Origin of the sequence: Streptomyces sp. NBC_00433 (assembly GCA_036015235.1) — a bacterium.
Lineage (GTDB): Bacteria > Actinomycetota > Actinomycetes > Streptomycetales > Streptomycetaceae > Actinacidiphila.
The window spans coordinates 2154274-2174149 of record CP107926.1 but is presented as its reverse complement, the minus strand read 5'-3'; the positions used below and the strand labels follow the sequence as shown (position 1 = coordinate 2174149).

Below are 19876 nucleotides of genomic sequence, written 5' to 3'. Positions count from 1 at the left end.
GTGGGTGCGAGGGCCCCGGCGGGGCGGGTGTCCGCTCACTCAAACCCGCCCGGGACCGCCCGGTCAACAGCCGCGAACACATGCGAACACGTTCGAACGTGATCGTTGGCTTCCGCGCACGGCCGGACCGGTTCGGGTGGGACGGGTCAGCCGTAGGGCGCGGTGTTGCCCGCGGGCGTGGTCCATATCTGCCCGGAGGAGGCCACGGACGAGTTCCGGATGATCAACTCCGGCAGGATGAGGACGCGTTGAGCGGGACGTCGCTTTCCCTCGATCAGCCGGGAGACCATCATGTCGACCGCCACCCGCCCGACCCGGCCCTTCGACGGGCGCACCGCGGTCATGGCGGGCTCGGCGAGTTGGGCCACCTCGTCGTCGTAGCTGACCATCGCCATGTCGCCGGGGATGGTGACGCCCTGCTCCGCGAGGTACTGCGCGATGGAGATCGCGTCGGGGTCGCTGTGCACGATCAGGGCGGTGGTGCGGTGGTGCCGGCACCGCGCCAGGATCCTGCTGATGATCTCGCGGTGGCCCGGCACGCTGAGTGCGACGGTCTCGCGCACCACGAACTCGGCGGGCAGCGCCAGTTCCGCGCAGACCCGCTGCCAGCCCACCGAGAGGTGGGCGGAGGTGGGGCTGCCTTTGGAGAGCACCAGGCCCATGCGCCGGTGGCCGTGCTCGTACAGATGGCGGACCGCCATCTCCAGGCCCAGGGCGTGATCGCTGCGGACCCACTCCAGTTGGCGGGGTGTGGGAGTCCAGTCGGGCGTCTGGCGCTCGACGAGGATGGTGGGGACCGGCAGATTGCCGATCCAGTCGATCATCTCGTCGACGCCGTCGCCTTCGAGGTTGGGGGCGAGCAGCAGGCCCTGCACCTGCTGGGCGGCGATCAGCCGGGATATCTGGCGGCGGTCCTCGGCCTGGTCGTAGCTCGACCCGCGCAGCTGGATCTGCACACCCAGCGCAGCGGCCGCCGCACGGGCGCCCCCGACGATCGGCGGCCAGTAGAAGTCGAGTGAGGGCACCACCATGCCGATGGTGAAGGCCGTTGCGGCCGGGCGCGGCCGACGACCCGGAGCAGCCGTGCCGGCACGCTCCAGATCGGTCGGCAGGGTCGCTCCGCCGTGCACCTTGGTGAGCAGACCGCAGCCGGCGAGCGTGCCGATGTCGCGCCGGATGGTCAGCTCGCTGACTCCGAGGACCTTGGCCAGGTCACGGACCCGCACCGCGCCATGGCGGCGCAGTTCCTCCATCACGCGCTCACGTCGCTGTAGTGCGAAGAGTCGGTCGTCGCCCATCAAGGCGCCTCTCGGTCCCGGTGTTCACATCTGAACGTTTGGTTGCGGTTCTGTTCGAACGCTAGTGAACGGCTACTGAACACCACTATCCCTGTTCCCAACGTATTTGGAACGGAACTGCCTGGAAACACCGGTGTAGCAGTCGTTCCGAGGAACAGGACCCGACGCCTGATGCAGACCAAGCCCCACGCGCTGGTCGTGATGAGCCGACAGAGTTTCGATGCCCACTTCGACCGGAGCCGGCTGGAGCGGCTCGCCGCGCTGGTGACACTGGACGACCCGCTGTGGACCGACGACCTCGACACCCCCGAGGCGAGAACCCGTCTCGCCGAGGTCGAGGTGCTGATCACTTCGTGGGGCGCACCGCCGCTGACCTCCGCGCGGCTGACCTCCGCGCCGGAGCTCCGTGCGGTGCTGCACTGCGCGGGCAGCGTACGGGGCCTGCTCGGGGACGCGGTGTGGCGGCGCGGCATCCAGGTCGCGAGCGCGGCCGACGCCAACGCCATACCTGTCGCCGAGTACACCCTGGCCGCCATCATCTTCGCGGGGAAGAAAGCCCCCTTCCTCGCCGCGGACGAGCAGCGTGCCTACGGGGGCTGGGGCAGTGTCACCGGCTACGGCGACCTGTCGAACTTCGGCCGGACGGTCGGTGTCGTCGGCTTCTCCCGGATCGGGCGCAAGGTCGTCGACCTCCTCGGCCTGCTCGGCGGCACCACCTGCCTCGTCGCCGACCCGTACGCCGATCCCGACCAGGTCGCGGCGGCCGGCGCGACGCTGGTGCCCCTGGAAGAAGCGCTTTCCCGGGCGGACGTCCTGACGCTGCACGCCCCGGAACTGGCCGAGACCCGGCATCTGATCGGGGCCGCGGAGCTGAGCCTGCTGCCCGATCACGCCACGGTGATCAACACCGCGCGAGGCAGCCTCATCGACAGCGCCGCGCTCGCGGCGGAGTGCGCCGCCGGCCGGCTGTTCGCCATCCTCGACGTCACCGATCCCGAGCCGCTTCCGCTCGACTCCCCGCTGCGGCGGCTGGCCCAGGTCATGGTCACACCGCACATCGCCGGCTCGCTCGGCACGGAGATCGGCCGGCTCACCGACCACACCCTGGACGAACTCGCGCGGTGGACGGCGCACCAGCCGCTCACCGCCGAGATCACGGCCGAGCACTGGGCACTGGGTCTGAGCGCCTGAATTCCCCCTGATCCCCCGCTTCATCCCCCTCGGCACAAGGAGCCGCACCCCATGAGAAGGACCACCACGAGACTCCTGCCCGTCGCTCTGGCCGCAACGCTCTTCGGTGCCGCGGCATGCGGTGGCGGCGGCGGTTCCGGCACCACGTCCGACGGTCGTACAGTCGTCAAGATCGCGCTGTGGAACTACCAGACCACACCGGAGTTCAAGGCGCTCATCGACGGCTTCGAGGCGAAGTACCCCAAGATCGACGTGCAGCCGGTCGACATCCTCGCCGACGACTACCCGGACAAGGTCACCACGATGCTCGCCGGCGGCGACAAGACCGACGTGCTGACGATGAAGAACGTCACGGACTACGCCCGCTACGCCACCCGCGGCCAACTGCTGCCGCTGACCGGCGCGGTCGCCGGACTCCCCGACAAGTCGGCCTACGCCGGGCTCGCGGACTACGACCTGGCAGGCCAGTACTACGCGCTCCCGTACCGGCAGGATTTCTGGGTGCTGTTCTACAACAAGAAGCTGGTCGGTGACGCGGATGTGTCGCATCTGACGTGGAGCGGTTTCGACTCCCTGGCCAAGCAGCTCACCAAGGGATCGGGGGCATCGAAGACGTACGGCACGTACCTGCACACCTGGCGTTCGGTCGTGCAGGCGGTGGCGTCCGCGCAGACCGGCGGTGACCTGCTCGGCGGGGACTACGGGTGGATGAAGGACCAGTACGGCATCGCACTGGATGTCCAGAAGGCCGGTGCCACCCTGCCGTTCGCCACCGCGTCGAGCCAGAAGACCACCTACGACTCCCAGTTCACCACCGGCAAGGCCGCCATGGTCCCGATGGGCACCTGGTGGGCCGCGGCCCTGCTCGCCGAGAAAGCCGAGGGCAAGAACCCGGTCGACTGGGGCATGGCACCCCTGCCGCAGACCACCGCCGACGGGAAAACCGTCACCTTCGGCTCCCCCACCGCCTTCGCGGTGAACAAGAAGGCCCGCAACGCGGACGCCGCGAAGCAGTTCGTCGAATGGGCCTCGGGTCCGGAGGGCGCGGCCGTCCTCGCGAAGATCGGCCTGGTCCCGTCGTACCACGACAGCTCGGTCATGAACACCTTCTTCGGGGTCCGGGACATGCCCACCGACGCGACGTCCCGCCAGGCCATGCAGCCGTCCAAGGTGCAGCTGGAGATGCCGGTCAGCGACAAGTCCTCCGACATCGACCAGATCCTCACCGAGGAGCACGAACTGGTGATGACCGGCGAGAAGTCCGTCGACGCGGGCATCAAGGAGATGGACCACCGCGTGAAGACCGAAGTCCAGTGACGACCGTCACCACCCGTACGGCGCCGGCGCCGACGGCGGCCACCCGCCGCCGGCGCCGGCGCAACGCGCTGGTCGGCTGGAGCTTCGTCCTGCCGAACCTCCTGGGCTTCGCCGCCCTGACCCTGGTCCCGGTGGCGGGGACGTTCGTGGTGGCCTTCACCGACTGGGACTCGTACTCCAGCCCGAAGTGGATCGGCCTGGCCAACTTCCGTCGGATGCGGCACGACGACAACTTCTGGACAGCGCTCCAGAACACCTGCTGGTACGCGGCCGGACACATCCCGCTGACCCTCGCGGCATCGCTCGGCCTGGCGGTCCTGCTCAACCAGAAGCTGCGCGGGGTCGGCATCCTGCGCACCGCGTTCTTCTTCCCCTACGTCACCTCGCTGGTCGCGGTGGCGATTGTCTGGAACATGCTGCTCAGCCCGGACATCGGCCCCGTCAACCAGCTGCTCCGGCACCTGGGCTGGTCCCATCCGCCGGGATGGACCACATCGACCGACTGGTCCCTGCCCGCGCTCATCCTGACCAGCGTGTGGCGCGACATGGGCTACTACATGGTGCTCTTCCTGGCCGGCCTCCAGACCGTTCCGGCCGAGCTCTACGAAGCGGCCCGGATGGACGGCGCGGGACCGTGGGCGCGTTTCTGGCATGTGACCATGCCGGGTCTGCGGCCCACCACCTTCTTCGTGACGGTCATGCTCACCATTTCCAGCTTCAAGGTCTTCGACCTGGTGCAGGTGATGACCGAGGGCGGTCCTGGGCGGTCCACGCTGGTGCTGTCCCAGCTGATCTTCCGCGAGGGCATCACGCACGGCCGGTTCGGCTACTCGTCGGCGGTCTCGCTCGCGCTCTTCGTGATCGTGCTGGCCGTCACCCTCGCCCAGTTCCAGATCCAGCGCAGGAGCGAGCGATGAACACCACCGCGCCGGGCAGGGAACGCCCCCGGACGACGCCCGCACCCGCGCCGCCGGCCGCCGCGACCGTCTCGCGGCGCCGCACCGCGCACGCCGCCGGCCGCGCGCTGCTGTACCTGTTCCTGGTCCTCCTCGCGGTGGCGATCCTGCTGCCCTTCGTGTGGATGGCGATCTCCTCGGTGAAGGCCGACAGGGACGTCTTCACCGTGCCGATCCAGTGGGTCCCCAAGAGCTACCGCTGGCGCAACTTCACGGACATCTGGAAGCAGATACCGCTCGCCACCTATCTGGGGAACTCCCTGCTGCTCAGTGCGGTGATCACCTTCCTCCAGGTGCTCACCGGCAGCTTCGCCGCGTACGGCTTCGCCAAGATGCGATTCCCCGGCCGGGACGCCCTCTTCCTGGGCTACATCGCCACCATCGCCGTACCCTGGCAGGCCTACATGGTTCCGCAGTACATCATCATGGACAAGCTCGGCCTGGTGAACACCCGCTGGTCGCTGATCCTCATCCAGGCGTTCGGGGCGTTCGGGGTCTTCCTGATGCGCCAGTTCTACCTGACCATCCCCGACGAGATCAGCGAGGCGGCCCGGCTGGACGGGCTGAGCGAGTACGGGATCTGGGCGCGGATCATCCTGCCGCTGTCCAAGCCCGCCCTCGCCAGTCTGGCCCTGCTGACCTTCGTCAACACCTGGAACGACTACATGGGTCCGTTCATCTACCTCACGGACAACGACCTGTGGACCGTGCAGATCGGACTGCGCTCCTTCATCGGCCAGTACGACGCGCAGTACGCCATGATCATGGCGGGATCGGTCATCTCCGTCGTTCCGATCCTGGTCATCTTCCTGCTCGGCCAGCGCTATTTCGTGCGCGGCATCGCCACCACCGGAATCAAGGGCTGATCCGGCATGACCCCAACCGCAACCACACCCGCTCCCGCAGGCCCGAGCCGCCGCCTGCCCACCAACGTGTCCTACGGGTCCTGGGAGTTGATCTGGTCCCACATCCACCAGATGCTGGTGGTGAACCTCGGAACGGCGGTCGCCTGCCTGCCGTTGCTCGCCGCCCTCGCGACCACGCACGAACCGTGGCGCCACCCCGTGCCCTTCGCACTGCTGTGGCTGTGTGTCGGCCCGGCACTCGCCGGTGCGTTCGGCTTCCTCGAACGCGCCGCCGACGACACCGCCGACACAGCACGGGTGATCGAGCTGCCCCGCGCCTACCGCCGCCTCTTCCGCAGGGCGACGGCGCTGTGGGCGCCGTACGCGCTGCTGGCGGCAGCCGGCGCGACGGACGCGGTGCTGCTGCGGCACACCGCCGTCGGACTCGCCGTGTGCCCCGCCCTCGCCGTGGTCGCCGTGCTCTCCGCGCTGTCCGGCGTGCACGCCATGGCCCTGACCGCGGCGGCAGGGCCGGAGGACCGCCCCCTCACACCCGCCGACTACCTGACCGCCCCCTACGGCCTCCTCCGGCGCTGGCCCCTCGCTCTGGCCGACCTCGTCCTGCTCCTCAGCGCGGCCGCGCTCGTCGACCGCGCTCCCCTGCTGGGCTTGGCCACGCTCCCCGGATGCGCCCTCTACGTGGTGTGGCGCAACGTCCGCGCCGTACACGCACGGCTGGAACCCGCCGATACCGCTGCCCCGCGCGGTCGTTGACGACCGTGCGGGAGCCGGCACCGTGCGGCGGGGGTGACAGGGCGACCCGGCCTGCCACCCCCGCCGCGGACGGATGCTCCGCCGGTCAGCCCGCGGCGGTGATCCGCCACTGCTGGTTGGCGCCGTTGGTGTCGCCGTACTGCCCCAGCTCGGACCCCGAACCCGCCCGGCCCATCCCGTCGATGTACAGGCCCGTGGCCCGGTTCTTGATCCGCACGTTGTTCGCGTCGGTCAGGACCGTCCACTGCTGGTTGCTGCTGCCGCTCGCGGCGTACTGGCCCACCGCCGCGCCGTTGGAGGCGCGGCCGGCCCCGTCGAGGTAGAGCCCGGTGGCGCGGTTCTTGATCCGCACGTAGCTGCCGTTGTTCTCGATGACCCACTGCTCCTCGAAGCGGCTGGTGCTGCCGCTCCACTGATCGGCCGCCGCACCGTTGGAGGTGCGGCCGGCGCCGTCGATGTACAGGCCGGTCGCCGCGTTGGCGATCCTGACGTAGGTGCCCCCGCCGTTGCCGACGCCCCAGGCGTACTGGAGCCGGGTCAGACCGGAGGGGTTGACCAGCGACAGGTTGATGCCCGAGCCCGTTCCGGTCTTGGTGGTCAGGCTGTACCAGTCGCCGTCGCGCAGGCCCGGCCAGAACACGCTGCCCATGCCGAGGCTGCGCAACTCGCTGCTGACACCCCGGACGTAGTCGGCGAAGAACGACCCGCTCGGGATGCTGTAGTCGATTGCCGCGTACTGGACGCCGTTCTTGCTGCCCGGACCCATCGGGCCGCCCCACTCGGTGGCGATGGTGCGGTCGGCGTACGCGCCGATGTAGCCCGCCAGGTGGTTCGCCCAGTCCGTCTCGTCCTCGTAGCCCGCGAAGAACGAGTAGTCGTGGACCGCCAGCAGCGTGTTGTCCAGCCGCCGGTCACTGCCCACGGCCGACACGTTCTGGGCGTCGCCCGCACCGTCCAGGACCACCCTGCCCCGCGGCACCGCCGAATACCGGGCCAGCCAGTCGTTGTAGAAGTTGTCGAGGTCCCCGGTGCCGTACCCGTACGGCTCGTTGATGACCTCGAAGTACGCGTTCGGATTGCTCCCGTACCGCGCGACGACCGTGTCCCACATCCGGTCGAACGCCGAGATACTCGTCGGCTTGCCGCCCGAGTACGCCCAGTAGGCCAGGATCACCTTCCCCCGGCCCAGCGCCGAGTCGATCGCCCCGGTGTACGCCGACCAATAGCTCGACACCGTCGGCTCGTTGATCGGCATACGCACCGTGTTGGCGCCGGTGATCGAGTACAACTGGCCCACCACCCGGTCGGCCACCACCCCCGCCGACGCATAGGTGTCCGACGCGCCCAGCCCCGACGGATACAGCACCCCGTTCACGAAATTGTCCCGCTGATCGGCCCAGTTCACGCCCTTGAACTGAGCGGTGGACGCATGCGCCTCGTAGGACCCGACCGTGGTCAACATCCCCGCCGCCAACGCGAACACGGCAAACAACCTCAACAGCGCGAAAACAGCCCTCTGGGACATCGCGCTCTGCGACGATCTCATCAGCACACCCCTTATGCGGCCCTCGGTGGTTCAACCGGTGTGGTCTGGGACATGGGTAACGGATCGTCAAACTTTCTCGCTACGGGGCGAACAAAAGCGCTCACGAACGCTTGCAAGCGAACACACGACCGCCGCCGGTCCCCTGCCGGACCTCGACGCGGCCTCAGGCCCGGCGGGAGGTGGTCCCGCTGGCAGACGGTCCTGCCTCGGTACAGGACCGCGTTGACGATCTCTCGCATCCCGTACCGACCCTGATGCCCGATCGAGGACGGGTGGTCGGCCTTCCACCCGGCCCGCGATGGGCCTGGTCTGCACGGCCATGTCCAGCTTCTGCGGGGGATGGGGCCGCCCGGCCGTCGGGCGATCGGATCGCAGGTCGTCGCCGGATGGATCCGCCCCTGGCGGCCGGCGCTCAGCCTCCGCCGACGGGGGCTGATCGCAGAGGGTTGTCACCGCAACTGCACGGCTCTGCCGGCAGGTTGGGAAAAGCTCGCTGAGAAATGGCTTTCGCGGGTACGGGCGCTCGACCGACACGGGTCAACTCCCGGGGCGCATGGGAAGTCGCCTCGCGCCTTCCCTTGACCCTCACCCGGAACGCTCCTACGTTGTGTGCTGGAAAAACCATTGCTCTTTTGTGCAATGTTCTGCCGTACGCAGGGCGGTGGGGAGCCGTTGGACGGGCGGCTCCCCACCGGCCGAGCTGTCGGCCGTCGTCATGCTCTACCCCCACCCCATTTCTGGAGGGCATTTCGTCATGCGTGGATTTGCGCATCACCGACCCGTCCGGTCGCTGACCGGAATTGCCGGGCTGGGAGCCGCGGTACTGGCCGCGGTCTCGGTCGTGCTGACCGGGCCCCCGTCCGCTCACGCGGCTGCTTCCCCGTCCACGACCCTGGTGGTCAGCGCCAGCCAGGTCCTGCGGCCGGTCACCCATGTCGCGACCGGCTCGCTGTACGGGCTCGCCAACGCCAGCGCACCGGCGGACAACCTGGTGCAGGCGATCAAGCCGAACACGTTCGTGCAGATGCCCGCCGGCGGGCACCAGCAGGGCTCGGGCGACATCCTGGTCGTCGCGCCGAAGGCCGCCAGGGCGGGCGCGAAGGTCGTCAACAGGCTGTCCGACTACTACGCCGGATGGCCGTACCAGTTCAGCTGGAGCAACTGGCTGAGCGTGGTCGACGACCAGATCGCGAGGACCAAGGCGGCGGGGATCACCAACCTGGCCGCCTACGCGCCGTGGAACGAGTCCGACAACACCTGGAAGACCGCCAACGGTACCTTCGAGGACTTCTGGACCCGGACCTACCGTGAGATCCGGGCCAAGGACGCCACGACGCCGATCCAGGGCCCGAGCTTCTCGGACAACATCAGCGACATGGACAACTTCCTCCGCAACGCGGTCGCGACCAACACCGTGCCCGACATCATCGCCTGGCACGAGCTGATCCGGTCCTCCAAGATCGCCGGCGACGTCGCCACCGTCGTCGCGCTGGAGAACAAGTACGGCATCAGCCCGCGGCCGATCGCCATCGAGGAGTACGCCGCCCCCGCCGAAGTCGGCATCCCCGGCGCACTGGTGGGCTACATCGCCAAGTTCGAACGGCTCGGCGTCCACGACGCCGAACTGGCCTTCTGGAACCAGTCCGGAGCGCTCGGCGACCTCCTGACCGGCCAGGGCGGCAGCCCCAACGGCGCCTACTGGCTCTACAAGTGGTACGCCGACATGAGCGGCTCGATGCTCACCACCACCGCGCCCGCGCAGACCGGCATCGACGGAGCGGCCTCCCGCAACAGCGCGGGCAACGAGGTCGATGTCGTCTTCGGCGGCAGCTCCGGCGACTCCGCCGTCACCGTGAACGGCCTGAACTCCCTCTCGGCCTTCGGGTCGAGCGCACACGTCAAGGTCGAGTACACACCCTCGCGCGGCCGCACCACCGCGGTGTCCGGACCGATCACCCTGTCCGAGAGCAACTACACCGTGAGCAACGGCTCCATCACCGTCCCGGTGACCACCAACACCACCGACGCCTACCACCTCGTCATCACCCCGGCGGCCGGCAGCACCACCGGCGGCACGACCACCGGCGGCACGACGACCGGCGGTACGACCACGGGCGGCAGCACCACCGGCGGCACGACCACCGGAGGGACCACCACGGGCGGCACCGGCTCCCCGTCCTGCAAGGTCACCCTCACCCCGCAGACGTGGTCCGGCGGCTACACCGCCAACGTGACCGTGGCCAACACGGGATCCGCCCTCGTCGACGGCTGGAAGCTCGGCTTCACCCTCCCCTCCGGCCAGGCGATCACCGGCGCGTGGAACGCCGCCATCAGCCCCTCCTCCGGCTCGGTGACGGCCACGAACCTGTCGTACAACGCCCAGATCCCGCCCGGCGGCAGCCAGTCCTTCGGCTTCCAGGGCACTGACACCGGCAGCTACAGCCCGCCCACGGCCTTCACCCTCAACGGCACGGCCTGCACCTCCTGAACATCGGTGCCCGGGCGCACCGCGCGCCCGGGCACTCCTTCTCGCGGCGTCCACGCTCCAGGCCGAGCATGGCGGACATCCCGGCCACCGCCGAGGGCGCGATCACGTGTTCGACAGCTCCATCCGATCCGCGTCCAAAAGCCACCCGATCCCCCTTTGTGGGGCGCCCCGCGCGCGATGTGCATCCAACCGGGCCTCCGTTGCGGAAGAGTCTGCAACGTCACAGCCGCGTCCCGACGACCAGGCATCCGTGGCGTCGGGAGGAGTTCTGGGTGCGAGACGCGGATGTCGTGATCGTGGGCGCGGGTGCCGCCGGGCTCTCGCTGGCCCATCGGCTGTGCGCTCCGTCTGCCGACCCGAACCGGCTCGGAGTCGTTCTGGTGGACGCTCCGCCGGGCCCGCTGCGCCCGCCGGCCCGTACCTGGTGCTTCTGGGAGCCGCCCGGGGGACCGTACGATTCGGTCCTCGCCGCTGCCTGGGACCGGCTGCGGGTACGAGGGACCGACGGATCGGCGACCGTCGGGGATCCCGCGCCGTTCCGCTACAAGATGCTGCGGTCCGACGTCTTCGAGCGGCTCGTCGGTGAACGCCTGTCGGGGACCGGCGGGTGTCGCCGGGTCGAGGCCGTCGTCGAATCCGTCCGGGACCACCCCTGCGGTGCGCGCGTCCGCGGCCGTGACGCGGCCGGCCGCCCCTGGGAACTGACCGCTCGTTGGGTCTTCGACTCCCGACCGCTCCCGCGGCTGCCGCCGGCGCGTACGACGCTGCTTCAGCACTTCCGAGGCTGGTTCGTGCGGACCGCGGACGATGCCTTCGACCCGGCCGTCGCGGACCTGATGGACTTCCGCACCCCGCAGCCGCCGCGAGGGCTGTCCTTCGGATACGTGCTGCCCTTGAACCCCCGGCAGGCTCTGGTGGAGTACACCGAGTTCTCCGCGAGTGTGCTGGACGTCGCGCGGTACGACGCGGCGCTTCGGCACTACAGCGAAGAGGTTCTGAAGCTCGGCCCGTTCGAGGTCGTCTCCGTCGAGCAGGGCGTGATCCCGATGACCGACGGGCGGTTCCCCTCGCGCGCGGGACGCTCGGTGTTCCGCATCGGCGCGGCCGGCGGTGCGACCCGCGCGTCGACCGGCTACACCTTCGCCGCCGTGCAGCGGCAGACCCGGGCCGTCGCCGACATCCTCCTGGCGGATGCGCGTCCGCTCCGGGCCCCGGTACCGCCCGCACCGCACTCGCGCCGCTCCCGGGCGATGGACGCCGCCATGCTGCGGGCGCTGGACACCGGACGCGTGAACGGCGCGGACTTCTTCACCGGGCTGTTCCGCCGGGTGCCGACCGAGCGCTTGCTGCGGTTCCTGGACGGCCGCTCCCAGGTCCGCGAGGACTTCCTCATCGGCCTGCGCACCCCGATCGCACCCATGCTCCTGACCGTGGCGGAACTGCCGTTCCTGCGCAGACGCGACCCGCCCCCGCCAGGCCGCTGATCCGCGGCGAGGAAGCCGAACGTCCCGTGCCCCGTCCCGACCAGGAAGAAGAACGCCCCATGCCCGTGCTGCGAGACGAGGAAGTGTCGCCGGCATCCGGCCGCGGCTCCGGCGGTCACGACCGGCCGGCCGTGTTCCGTTCCGGCTGCCACGCGTTTCTGGCAGGTCCCGGCCGCGGGCTGCGCCGGCCCCGTCCCGGAGCGGGGCCGCGCGTGCTCGGCGGTGCCCACCGCGACCGTCGCGAGCAGCCTCGGGACCCGCGGTGACCGGGCGGCCCACCGCGCCCCGGCGGGGCCGCGACCGGCGCGCCCAGGTGATCCCGGCGCCGCCCGGCCGCTCCCGCTTCGGCAGCGACGCGCCCGAGGTCGCCGTGCTCGGCGGCGGTGTCGCAGGGCTCGCCGCCGCCACCGGACTTGCCGAACGCGGCGCCCGCGTCACGCTCTACGAGCGCGAGCACGGTCTCGGAGGACGCCTGGCAGGCTGGTCCACCGTGCTGGCCGACGGCTCGCCCGCAACCATGAGCCGCGGCTTCCACGCCTTCTTCCGTCAGTACTACAACCTGCGCGGCCTGCTCCGTCGCGTCGACCCCGCGCTCGGCATGCTCACAGCGCTGCCCGACTATCCGCTGCGGCACAGCAGCGGCCTGTACGACAGCTTCGCCCGCATCCCGCGTACCCCGCCGATGAGCGCTCTGTGCTTCGCCGCCCTCAGCCCCGCTTTCGGCTGGCGCGATCTGCTCCGGATGGACCCGGCCGCCGCGCTGCCCCTGCTGGACGTCCGCGTGCCGCAGGTCTACGAGCGGCTCGACGGGACCAGCGCCGCCGATTTCCTGGCCCGCATCCGCTTTCCCGAAGCCGCCCGGCACCTGGCCTTCGAGGTGTTCTCCCGCAGCTTCTTCGCCGACCCGCGCGAGCTGTCTGCGGCCGAACTGGCCCTGATGTTCCACATCTACTTCCTCGGCTCCAGCGAGGGCCTGCTCTTCGACGTCCCCGACGAGCCCTACCCGCAGGCCTTGTGGGAACCCCTCGGCCGCTATCTGCAGAGCCACGGTGTGGACGTGCGCACCGGGACGGAGGTCGGCGCCGCGTCCTCGGCGGACAGCAGGCCGACAGTCACAGCGGACGGCCGGACACGGCGTTTCGACGCGCTCGTCCTTGCCCTGGACGGCGGCGGGCTGCGCCGGCTGGCTGCCGCCTCGCCCGACCTGTGCGATGCGTCGTGGCGGGAGCGCGTGGGCCGGTTGCGCGACGCGCCGCCGTTCCTGGTCTCCCGGCTCTGGCTGGACCGCCCGGTCGCCGCCGACCGGCAGGGCTTCCTCGGCACCAGCGGTTTCGGGCCGCTCGACAATGTCAGTGTCCTGGAGCGCTGGGAGGGGGAGGCGGCGCGCTGGGCCGCCAGGACCGGCGGCTCGGTGGTCGAACTGCACGCGTACGCCTACGCTGCCGCCGACCGGTCGGCGGCCCAGGACCGCCTGGTCGGGCAGTTGCACCGGGTGTATCCGGAGACCGCGCGGGCCGGAATCGTCGACCAGCGGCACGAATGGCGCGCGGACTGCCCGCTGTTCCCCGTGGGCGGATTCCGGGACCGGCCCACGGTGGCCACCCCGCACCCGGCCGTGACCGTGGCCGGCGACTCGGTCCGCACCCGCCTCCCGGTCGCCCTCATGGAACGCGCGGCCACCACGGGCTTTGCGGCTGCCAACGTCCTGCTGGAGCGATGGGGGGTACGTGGCCAGACGCTCTGGACCGTCCCGGAGCGGGGGCGCTCGGCGGCGCTGCGGGCCCTGGCCGGCCTCCGAAGGGCGTAACGGGCCGCTCTCAGCCCGGGAAGCCGCCGGTGGCGCGCAGCAACCACCGCCGCTCCGCGTACGCCAGGTCGTCGCGCCACAACCGTCTCGCGGCCGCCCGCATCAGCGGCCGCAACGTCGGGGCGGCAGCCCGCGCGATCCCGAACCCCCGGCGGTCCGAAGTGGCGACCACCGCCTCCACCACCGCCGTTCGCGGCCGCCCCGACCTGTCGAGACCCATCGGGGTGGCGTGCGTCTCCACCACCGACCCCAGCCCCTCGCCCTCGGTGATATGCATGACGACCGTCCGCGGCTCCGGTGCGGTGAACACCGCGCGCACCGGTACGACGGCCCGTCCGGCGACCTTGAAGGAGACGTCGACCGCGAAACCGTCGTCCGCCGCATTGCCACCGCCGCGGGGCGTCCCGACCACCGTGAGGTCCACGAAGGAGTAGGGGTGCAGCCACCCGCCGTGCCACGGATCGAGCCGGTTGGCGACCACGTCCTCGGGCTCGCAGACACCGAAGCCCGTGTAGACCGCCGCCACCGCGTCCGCCGGCACCGGCCGCACCGGCAGTACCGGGGCGGCCGTCGGTTCCTGGCCGCCCAGCCGGTCGAGTCGCACCCAGGCCAGCAGCCCGTCGTCGTACACCGGATACGGCTCCCAGCCGGCGAAGGGCGCGCCCTTCAGCGCCAGGCCGTGCCAGTGGCAGATCAGGATTCCGCAGCGCACGGAGCCGTCCTTGAGCGGCGCGCCCAGGTGCGGGCACCCCCCGGGGCCGCCGCGCAGCGTCCCGGCCGCGTCCCGCCACAACACCACCTCGGTGCCACCGACGGTCCGGCCGTAGGGGCGGCCGTGCTTGAGAGCGCGTGCGTCGCCGACGACGAACCAGTTGCCGGACGGCCGGGCCGAGGCCCGCCTGAGGGCGTCGCCGATCAGCCGTGGCGACGCGTCCCGCCAGGTCGGCTGCTGCTCCGCCCACTCCACCGGGTCGCGGCGCAGCCGCAGCGGGAAGCGTCGTCGCTGGTGAGCGGTCATGACATGCCTTCCTTGTCTCGCGCCCGCCGCGACCGGTCGAACGGTGCCGGCTGCCCCGACCGCACGCGTTCACGCGGTGCCGGCTGCGGGGCGCCCGGCCGTACCGCCGGCGCCCCGCCGCCCCGGGCGTGCAGCCGCGCCACACCCAGCCGGACCAAACCGTCGAGCGCCACCGCGGCCCGCCGCCGGCGCGGCACCACCGCGCGCCGGTGCAGCACCGCGTAACCGTCGTCGGCGATCGCGTCCAGGATCCCGCCGTACAGCACGACGGCGGTACGGATACACGGCCGGGCCACGGGATCCAGCATCGGCAGGCCGGGTGCCGCTTCCCGGTAGACACCCCGGGTCAGCTCGGCGACGGAACGCAGGGCCTCGGTGATCCGGGGATCGCGGGCACCGGTCGCGCGGCTCCATGACAGCAACTCGCGGTCCACGCCGTGCGCGGAGAGCATGTCAGCGGGCAGATACACCCGGCCGCGGTCCAGATCCTCCCCGACGTCCCGCAGGAAATTGCTGAGCTGGAAGGCGACACCGAGCGCTGCCGCGTGGGGCGCGGCCTCTTCGCGGGGGACGACCGTGCCCAGCACAGGCAGCATCTGCAGCCCGATCACCGCTGCGGATCCGTGCATGTAAGCGCGCAGGTCAGCGTAGGTCGGGTAGTCGGTCACCACCAGATCGCTGCGCATCGACGCCATGAAGTCGGTGAAATACCGGTGGTCGATGCCGTAGACGGCGGCCGTGTGCGCGAGCGTGCGCACCACCGGCTCCGAGCTGTCCCCCTTCCGCAGCCCGGCCGCCAGCTCCTTCTGGAGGTTGTCGAGTGCCGCGCCTCTTGCTTCGGTGCTCTGTGAAGGGTCGAGACTGTCGACGATGTCGTCGGCCCAGCGGGCGAAGCCGTACAGAGCGTGCACCGCCGGGCGCCGCTCGACCGGCAGCAGCCGGGTGGCGAGGAAGTACGTTTTGCCGTGCCGGGAGTTGAGCCGGCGGCAGTGGGCGTACGCGGCGCGCAGCTCCGGCCCGGTGATACCGGCCGCGTCGAGTTCGCGGGCGGTCACGCCGGGGCCCCTTTCGACGACAGGCCGGTGCGGGACGCGGTCGCCCGGCGGTCCGGGCGCGGCCCGGTGATGCGGGCCGCGGCGAGCTTGCCGGAGATGAGCACCGTCGGCACTCCGACGCCCGGCGTGGTCCCGCAGCCGGCCAGTACCGCGTTCTCGGTGCCGCGCACCAGGTTGCGCGGGCGGAACGGCCCGGTCTGCGGGAAAGTGTGCGCCGCCGAGAACGGTGTGCCCGCCGCGTAGCCGTCCGCCGTCCACTCGGCCGGCGTCACCAGCGACTCCTCCTCGATGGCGTCCCCGAGACCGGCCAGCCCGCGCCGGCTTAGCTCGGTGAGCAGCAGGTCGCGGTAGCGCGGCCCCAGGTCCTGCCACGAGCGGGCGCCCGGCCCGATGTCGGTGTTCGGGCACGGGGCGAGCACGTAGTGCAGGTGCTTGCCGGGCGGGGCCAGCCCCGGGTCCGTGGCGGTCGGCCGGGTGATCAGCAGGGAAGGGTCGGACATCAGGTCTCCGGTGCGGGTCAGCTCGCGGAAAGTGGTCGTCCAGGCGGAGCCGAAGGAGAGGGTGTGGTGGGCCAGTTCCGGCCAGGTGCGGTCGGTGCCCGCGTGCAGGATCACCGCGGAGGGCGAGTGCCGCAGCGGGACCACGCGGCGCGGGGCGCGGCCGAGCAGCTGGTACGCGGCGGACAGGTCGGCGGTGAGCACCACCGCGTCGCAGGGGATACGGCCCCGGTCGGTGACGACTGCCGTGACCCGGTCTCCGGACCGCTCCAGCCGGTTGACGTCATAGCCGTAGCGGAGGTCGGCTCCGGCGTCGGCAGCCGCGTCGGCCATGGCCTGCGGCAGGGCGTGCATACCACCGCGGGGGAAGTAGACGCCCGCGACGGTGTCCATGTACGCGATCACCGCGTAGGCGGCGAGCGCGCGGGCCGGCGGCACCCCGGCGTAGAGCGCTTGGAAGGTGAAGACCCGGCGCAGCCGCTCGTCGGAGATGAAATCGCCGATGCGCGAGTCGAGCTGGCGGAAACCGCCGAGGGCCGCCAGCCGGGCCAGGTCCGGGTGCGCGAGCTGCAGCGGCGAGTCGAAGTTCGCGTCGATGAAGCGTCGCATCTGGACCGCGTAGAGGTCGGTGAGCCAGGCGCGCAGCCGCCGGTAACCCGCCGCGTCGGCCGGGCCCGAGAAGCGCTCGATCGCCGCTTCCATCGCCTCGGCGCCTGTGTGTACGTCGAGGCTGCTGCCGTCGGCGAACCGCGCCCGGTAGGCAGGGTGCAGCGGGACGAGGTCGAGGCGGTCGGCCATGGTCTCGCCGACCGCGGCGAACGCCTCCGCCACCAGGTCCGGCATGGTGAGCACGGTCGGCCCGGTGTCGATCCGGTAGCCGCCGCGTACGATCCGGCCTGCTCGGCCGCCCGGCAGGGCGGCGCGCTCGACGACCGTCACCCGCCGTCCGGCGCCCAGCAGATGCAGCGCGGCGGAAAGCCCCGACAGGCCGGCTCCGACCACCACGACGTGATCCGTACGCCCGGGAACAGTCCTCATCGGGGTTCTCCTCCTCTTCCGGCGGTGGCTTCCAGCAGATCCGTCACGGTCGGTCCGCCGCCTGCCGCATGGCCACGGCAGCTGTGCGAGCAGGGGGCGTCCCGGCGGACGCCCGCGGCGCGTCGGAAGAGGCCGAGCAGGTGGGTGCGGGCGGCGGGGACGAGGCGGGCCGCGCTCGCCAGATGTCGGGCGCTGTCGTCGGCAAGTTCCCCGATCCGGTGCTCGACGGCGGCCCGCGCTCCGGTCGCGACGAGCAGATCCCGTACCCGCGCAAGGTCGCTCTCCGACAGTCGCGGGTCGCCGAGGGCGGCGTCCAGGAAAGCCGTGGCGCGCTGGTCGCCCGCGGCCTCGGCGCGGCCGCGGGCCACCGCGAGGAGGTAGTTGGGTTTCCCGTCCCTGATGTCCTCGCCGGACGGCTTGCCCGTGCACGCGGGGTCGCCGAAGGCCCCGTGCAGGTCGTCGCGCAGCTGGAAGGCGATGCCAGCCTGCCGGCCCGCGGCGCACAGCGCCTGCGTGGTCGCCTCGTCTGCCCCGGCCAGGGCCGCCCCGAGGCCCAGCGGGCGCTCGACGGAATACAGGGCGCTCTTCAGGCAGGCCGTGCGGACCGCGCGCGCGGCCGACCATGAACCGGTGGCCTGCCCGTGCAGGTCCAGATACTGGCCGGCCACCATCTCGGTGCGCATGGATCGCCACAGGCCCCGTGCCCTACACCGCGCCCCCGCCGGTAGCGCGGTGTCGGCGACCGTGTCGTCGGCCCAGGCCAGCGCGAGGTCACCGACCAGGATCGCGGCGGCTCTGCCGAACGGCTCCGCGGCACCGGAGCCACGCGGGAACCCGTACTGTCCGTCCATGTCCCGGTGTACGGCGGGCCGTCCGCGCCGAACGGCGGAGCCGTCCATCACGTCATCGTGCACCAGCGCGCAGGTCTGGAGGAGTTCCACGGCGGCGGCGACCCGCAGCGCCGCGTGCGTCTCCTCGGGTGACCCGCCGCCGCACGCTCGCAGTCCCCACCACAGGAACTGCGACCGCGTGCGCTTGCCGCCGTCCAGGGTGAACCGGGCGACCCGCTCGGCGACGTCCCGCGCGAAGACCGCGTCGATCGCCGCGGCGGCGGCCACCCGCTCGCGCAGCTCCTGGCTGAGCACTCTCCCGACGGCCGCCGCGACATCCTCGTCCACCGCCGCGGGGTCCAGGGGCTCGGCGGGACGCTGTGACGGTGGAGTACCGCTCGACGCGCTCGGGACCGCCCGGCCGCCGGTGGAGAGCTGCTCGTCCGCCAGGATGCGCCTCATCGACTTCCTCCCTGTCTCGTTCCGGCTGCCTCGTTCGGCTGTCGTCCTCCGTCATTCCGCCCGGGGCGGACCTGCGGATGCAGTGCATGGGCCAAGACTGCATCGACGGGACGATTCCGATCACTTTGAGTGAGTCTACGTGCGCGCTTCGTCACCGCGGTTGATCAGGGATCTCCTGTTGTGCGGCCGGCCGGTCCCTTCGCGGCGTCAGCCGGTACCTGTGCGGGTCGGCTCGACGAGGCCCGGGTCCAGCGAGGCGATGTGGTCCAGTGCGGACAGCGCGTCGCGCAGGCCGTGAGGGCGGAGCATGCCCGGCATCGGAGGACCCGCCCAGCCAGGCCCGGCGGCGAAGACCACCGGGTAGGCACGGGCGCCCCTGACGCCCCGACCGCTGGCCGCGACATGGCGGGCGAGCGGGCGGTCGGCCGTGGTGCGGGACTGGGACCACAGGACGACGGCCGCCGGCCCGATCCGGCGGACGGCCTCGTCCAGGGCGTCGACCGGCACCGCTCCACCGAACATCCGGGGCGGAAGGCCGAGTTCGCCGAGCCCGGCCGCGAGAGCCTCCAGCGGAAGGGTGTGGTGGTCGCCGGGCACACACGCGAGCAGCACAGGCGCCGCGCCTGCGGCAAGTGGCGCCGTACGGACCCGCCGCAGCACCGACGACACGTGCCAGGACAGCAGGTGCTCGACCTCCACATACCGCTGACCGGAGAGCTGCCACTTGCGGCCGACGGCGCGCAAGGTCGGCGTGATCACCTCCTCCCAGGAGACGATCAGCCCGTGCCGCTCGACCAGTCCGGTCAGCAGGGCGTCCACGGTCGGGCTGTCCAGCCGTAGCGCGGCCCGCGCAAGTCCGCGGCACTCCTGTCGGAAGTCGCCGAGCGGCAGCCCGCCGACCGTTGGCCGCCGGGAGGAGGGCCGCACGGGCTCCACGGGCGCGTGGGCCGTCGGCGCGGGCGGCGCCTCGGCGGCGGCTCTGGCGGCTCGGGCCGCTTCGGCGGGCGGAACGCCCGCAGCGGTGAGCCGGCACATCTCCTCGACGAGGGCCACGTCCCTCGGGGCCCAGCGGCGATGCCGGCCGTCGAAGCGGACTGCCGGACCGATGCCGTAACGGCGGTCCCAGGACCGGACCGTCGTGGCGGCCACACCGAGCCGCCGGGCCAACGCGCCCGTGGTGATCCCGGCCCCCGGCCGCTCCGACGCCCTCCCGGTCCCGCCCGAACCGCTCGTTCCGCCCGCTGCCTCACCCATCCCAGCACCATACGAC

General features: G+C 71.6%; 15 protein-coding genes. 8 read left to right on the top strand and 7 right to left on the bottom strand.

Annotated features, from left to right (window positions below; translation table 11 throughout):
• Positions 1 to 146 precede the first annotated feature (146 nt).
• On the bottom strand, positions 147 to 1298 hold the full coding sequence (locus tag OG900_08840) for a substrate-binding domain-containing protein (GenBank protein WUH90201.1): 1152 nt from the start codon (positions 1296 to 1298) through the stop codon (positions 147 to 149).
• Between the two features lie 171 nt (positions 1299 to 1469).
• Between OG900_08840 and OG900_08835 the strand changes: the two genes are divergently transcribed.
• From OG900_08835 to OG900_08815, 5 genes are read left to right on the top strand one after another with little or no spacing between them, the layout of a single operon-like run.
• Positions 1470 to 2489 carry a hydroxyacid dehydrogenase gene (locus OG900_08835; protein WUH90200.1) on the top strand — a complete coding sequence of 340 codons (1020 nt, stop codon included), beginning with the start codon at positions 1470 to 1472 and terminating at the stop codon, positions 2487 to 2489.
• A gap of 51 nt (positions 2490 to 2540) precedes the next feature.
• Complete coding sequence (locus tag OG900_08830) at positions 2541 to 3806, top strand: extracellular solute-binding protein (GenBank protein WUH90199.1); 1266 nt, start codon at positions 2541 to 2543, stop codon at positions 3804 to 3806.
• Positions 3803 to 4723: a sugar ABC transporter permease gene (locus tag OG900_08825; GenBank protein ID WUH90198.1), complete on the top strand. Its 921-nt coding sequence runs from the start codon at positions 3803 to 3805 to the stop codon at positions 4721 to 4723. The genes OG900_08830 and OG900_08825 overlap by 4 nt, the downstream gene beginning before the upstream one ends.
• Entirely contained in the window at positions 4720 to 5628 is a 909-nt protein-coding gene (locus OG900_08820) for a carbohydrate ABC transporter permease (protein ID WUH90197.1), read from the top strand. The genes OG900_08825 and OG900_08820 overlap by 4 nt, the downstream gene beginning before the upstream one ends.
• Before the next feature lie 6 nt (positions 5629 to 5634).
• Positions 5635 to 6381, top strand: a complete 747-nt coding sequence (locus OG900_08815; GenBank protein ID WUH90196.1) for a hypothetical protein — start codon at positions 5635 to 5637, stop codon at positions 6379 to 6381.
• An 85-nt stretch (positions 6382 to 6466) separates the two neighbouring features.
• Here the strand turns inward: OG900_08815 and OG900_08810 are convergent, their stop codons facing one another.
• Positions 6467 to 7864, bottom strand: coding sequence for an RICIN domain-containing protein (locus OG900_08810; GenBank protein WUH90195.1), 1398 nt, complete (start codon positions 7862 to 7864; stop codon positions 6467 to 6469).
• A gap of 817 nt (positions 7865 to 8681) precedes the next feature.
• Between OG900_08810 and OG900_08805 the strand changes: the two genes are divergently transcribed.
• The 3 genes from OG900_08805 to OG900_08795 all read left to right on the top strand — a co-directional run bounded on the left by OG900_08805 (position 8682) and on the right by OG900_08795 (position 13706).
• Positions 8682 to 10415, top strand: coding sequence for a cellulose-binding domain-containing protein (locus tag OG900_08805; GenBank protein WUH90194.1), 1734 nt, complete (start codon positions 8682 to 8684; stop codon positions 10413 to 10415).
• A 272-nt stretch (positions 10416 to 10687) separates the two neighbouring features.
• Positions 10688 to 11899, top strand: a complete 1212-nt coding sequence (locus tag OG900_08800; GenBank protein WUH90193.1) for a lycopene cyclase family protein — start codon at positions 10688 to 10690, stop codon at positions 11897 to 11899.
• A 262-nt stretch (positions 11900 to 12161) separates the two neighbouring features.
• Positions 12162 to 13706, top strand: coding sequence for an FAD-dependent oxidoreductase (locus tag OG900_08795; protein WUH90192.1), 1545 nt, complete (start codon positions 12162 to 12164; stop codon positions 13704 to 13706).
• 10 nt (positions 13707 to 13716) lie between these two features.
• Here OG900_08795 and OG900_08790 read toward each other — a convergent pair whose 3' ends face one another.
• The 5 genes from OG900_08790 to OG900_08770 form a co-directional block, all read right to left on the bottom strand.
• Entirely contained in the window at positions 13717 to 14724 is a 1008-nt protein-coding gene (locus tag OG900_08790; protein WUH90191.1) for a Rieske (2Fe-2S) protein, read from the bottom strand.
• Positions 14721 to 15779: a phytoene/squalene synthase family protein gene (locus OG900_08785; protein WUH90190.1), complete on the bottom strand. Its 1059-nt coding sequence runs from the start codon at positions 15777 to 15779 to the stop codon at positions 14721 to 14723. The genes OG900_08790 and OG900_08785 overlap by 4 nt, the downstream gene beginning before the upstream one ends.
• A complete protein-coding gene (locus OG900_08780; GenBank protein WUH90189.1) occupies positions 15776 to 17314 on the bottom strand; it encodes a phytoene desaturase in 1539 nt (512 codons plus the stop codon). Before OG900_08780 ends, OG900_08785 begins: the two co-directional genes overlap by 4 nt.
• Complete coding sequence (locus OG900_08775) at positions 17311 to 18606, bottom strand: polyprenyl synthetase family protein (protein ID WUH90188.1); 1296 nt, start codon at positions 18604 to 18606, stop codon at positions 17311 to 17313. The genes OG900_08780 and OG900_08775 overlap by 4 nt, the downstream gene beginning before the upstream one ends.
• 207 nt (positions 18607 to 18813) lie before the next feature.
• Positions 18814 to 19860 carry a cobalamin B12-binding domain-containing protein gene (locus OG900_08770; GenBank protein ID WUH90187.1) on the bottom strand — a complete coding sequence of 349 codons (1047 nt, stop codon included), beginning with the start codon at positions 19858 to 19860 and terminating at the stop codon, positions 18814 to 18816.
• Positions 19861 to 19876: the final 16 nt, after the last annotated feature.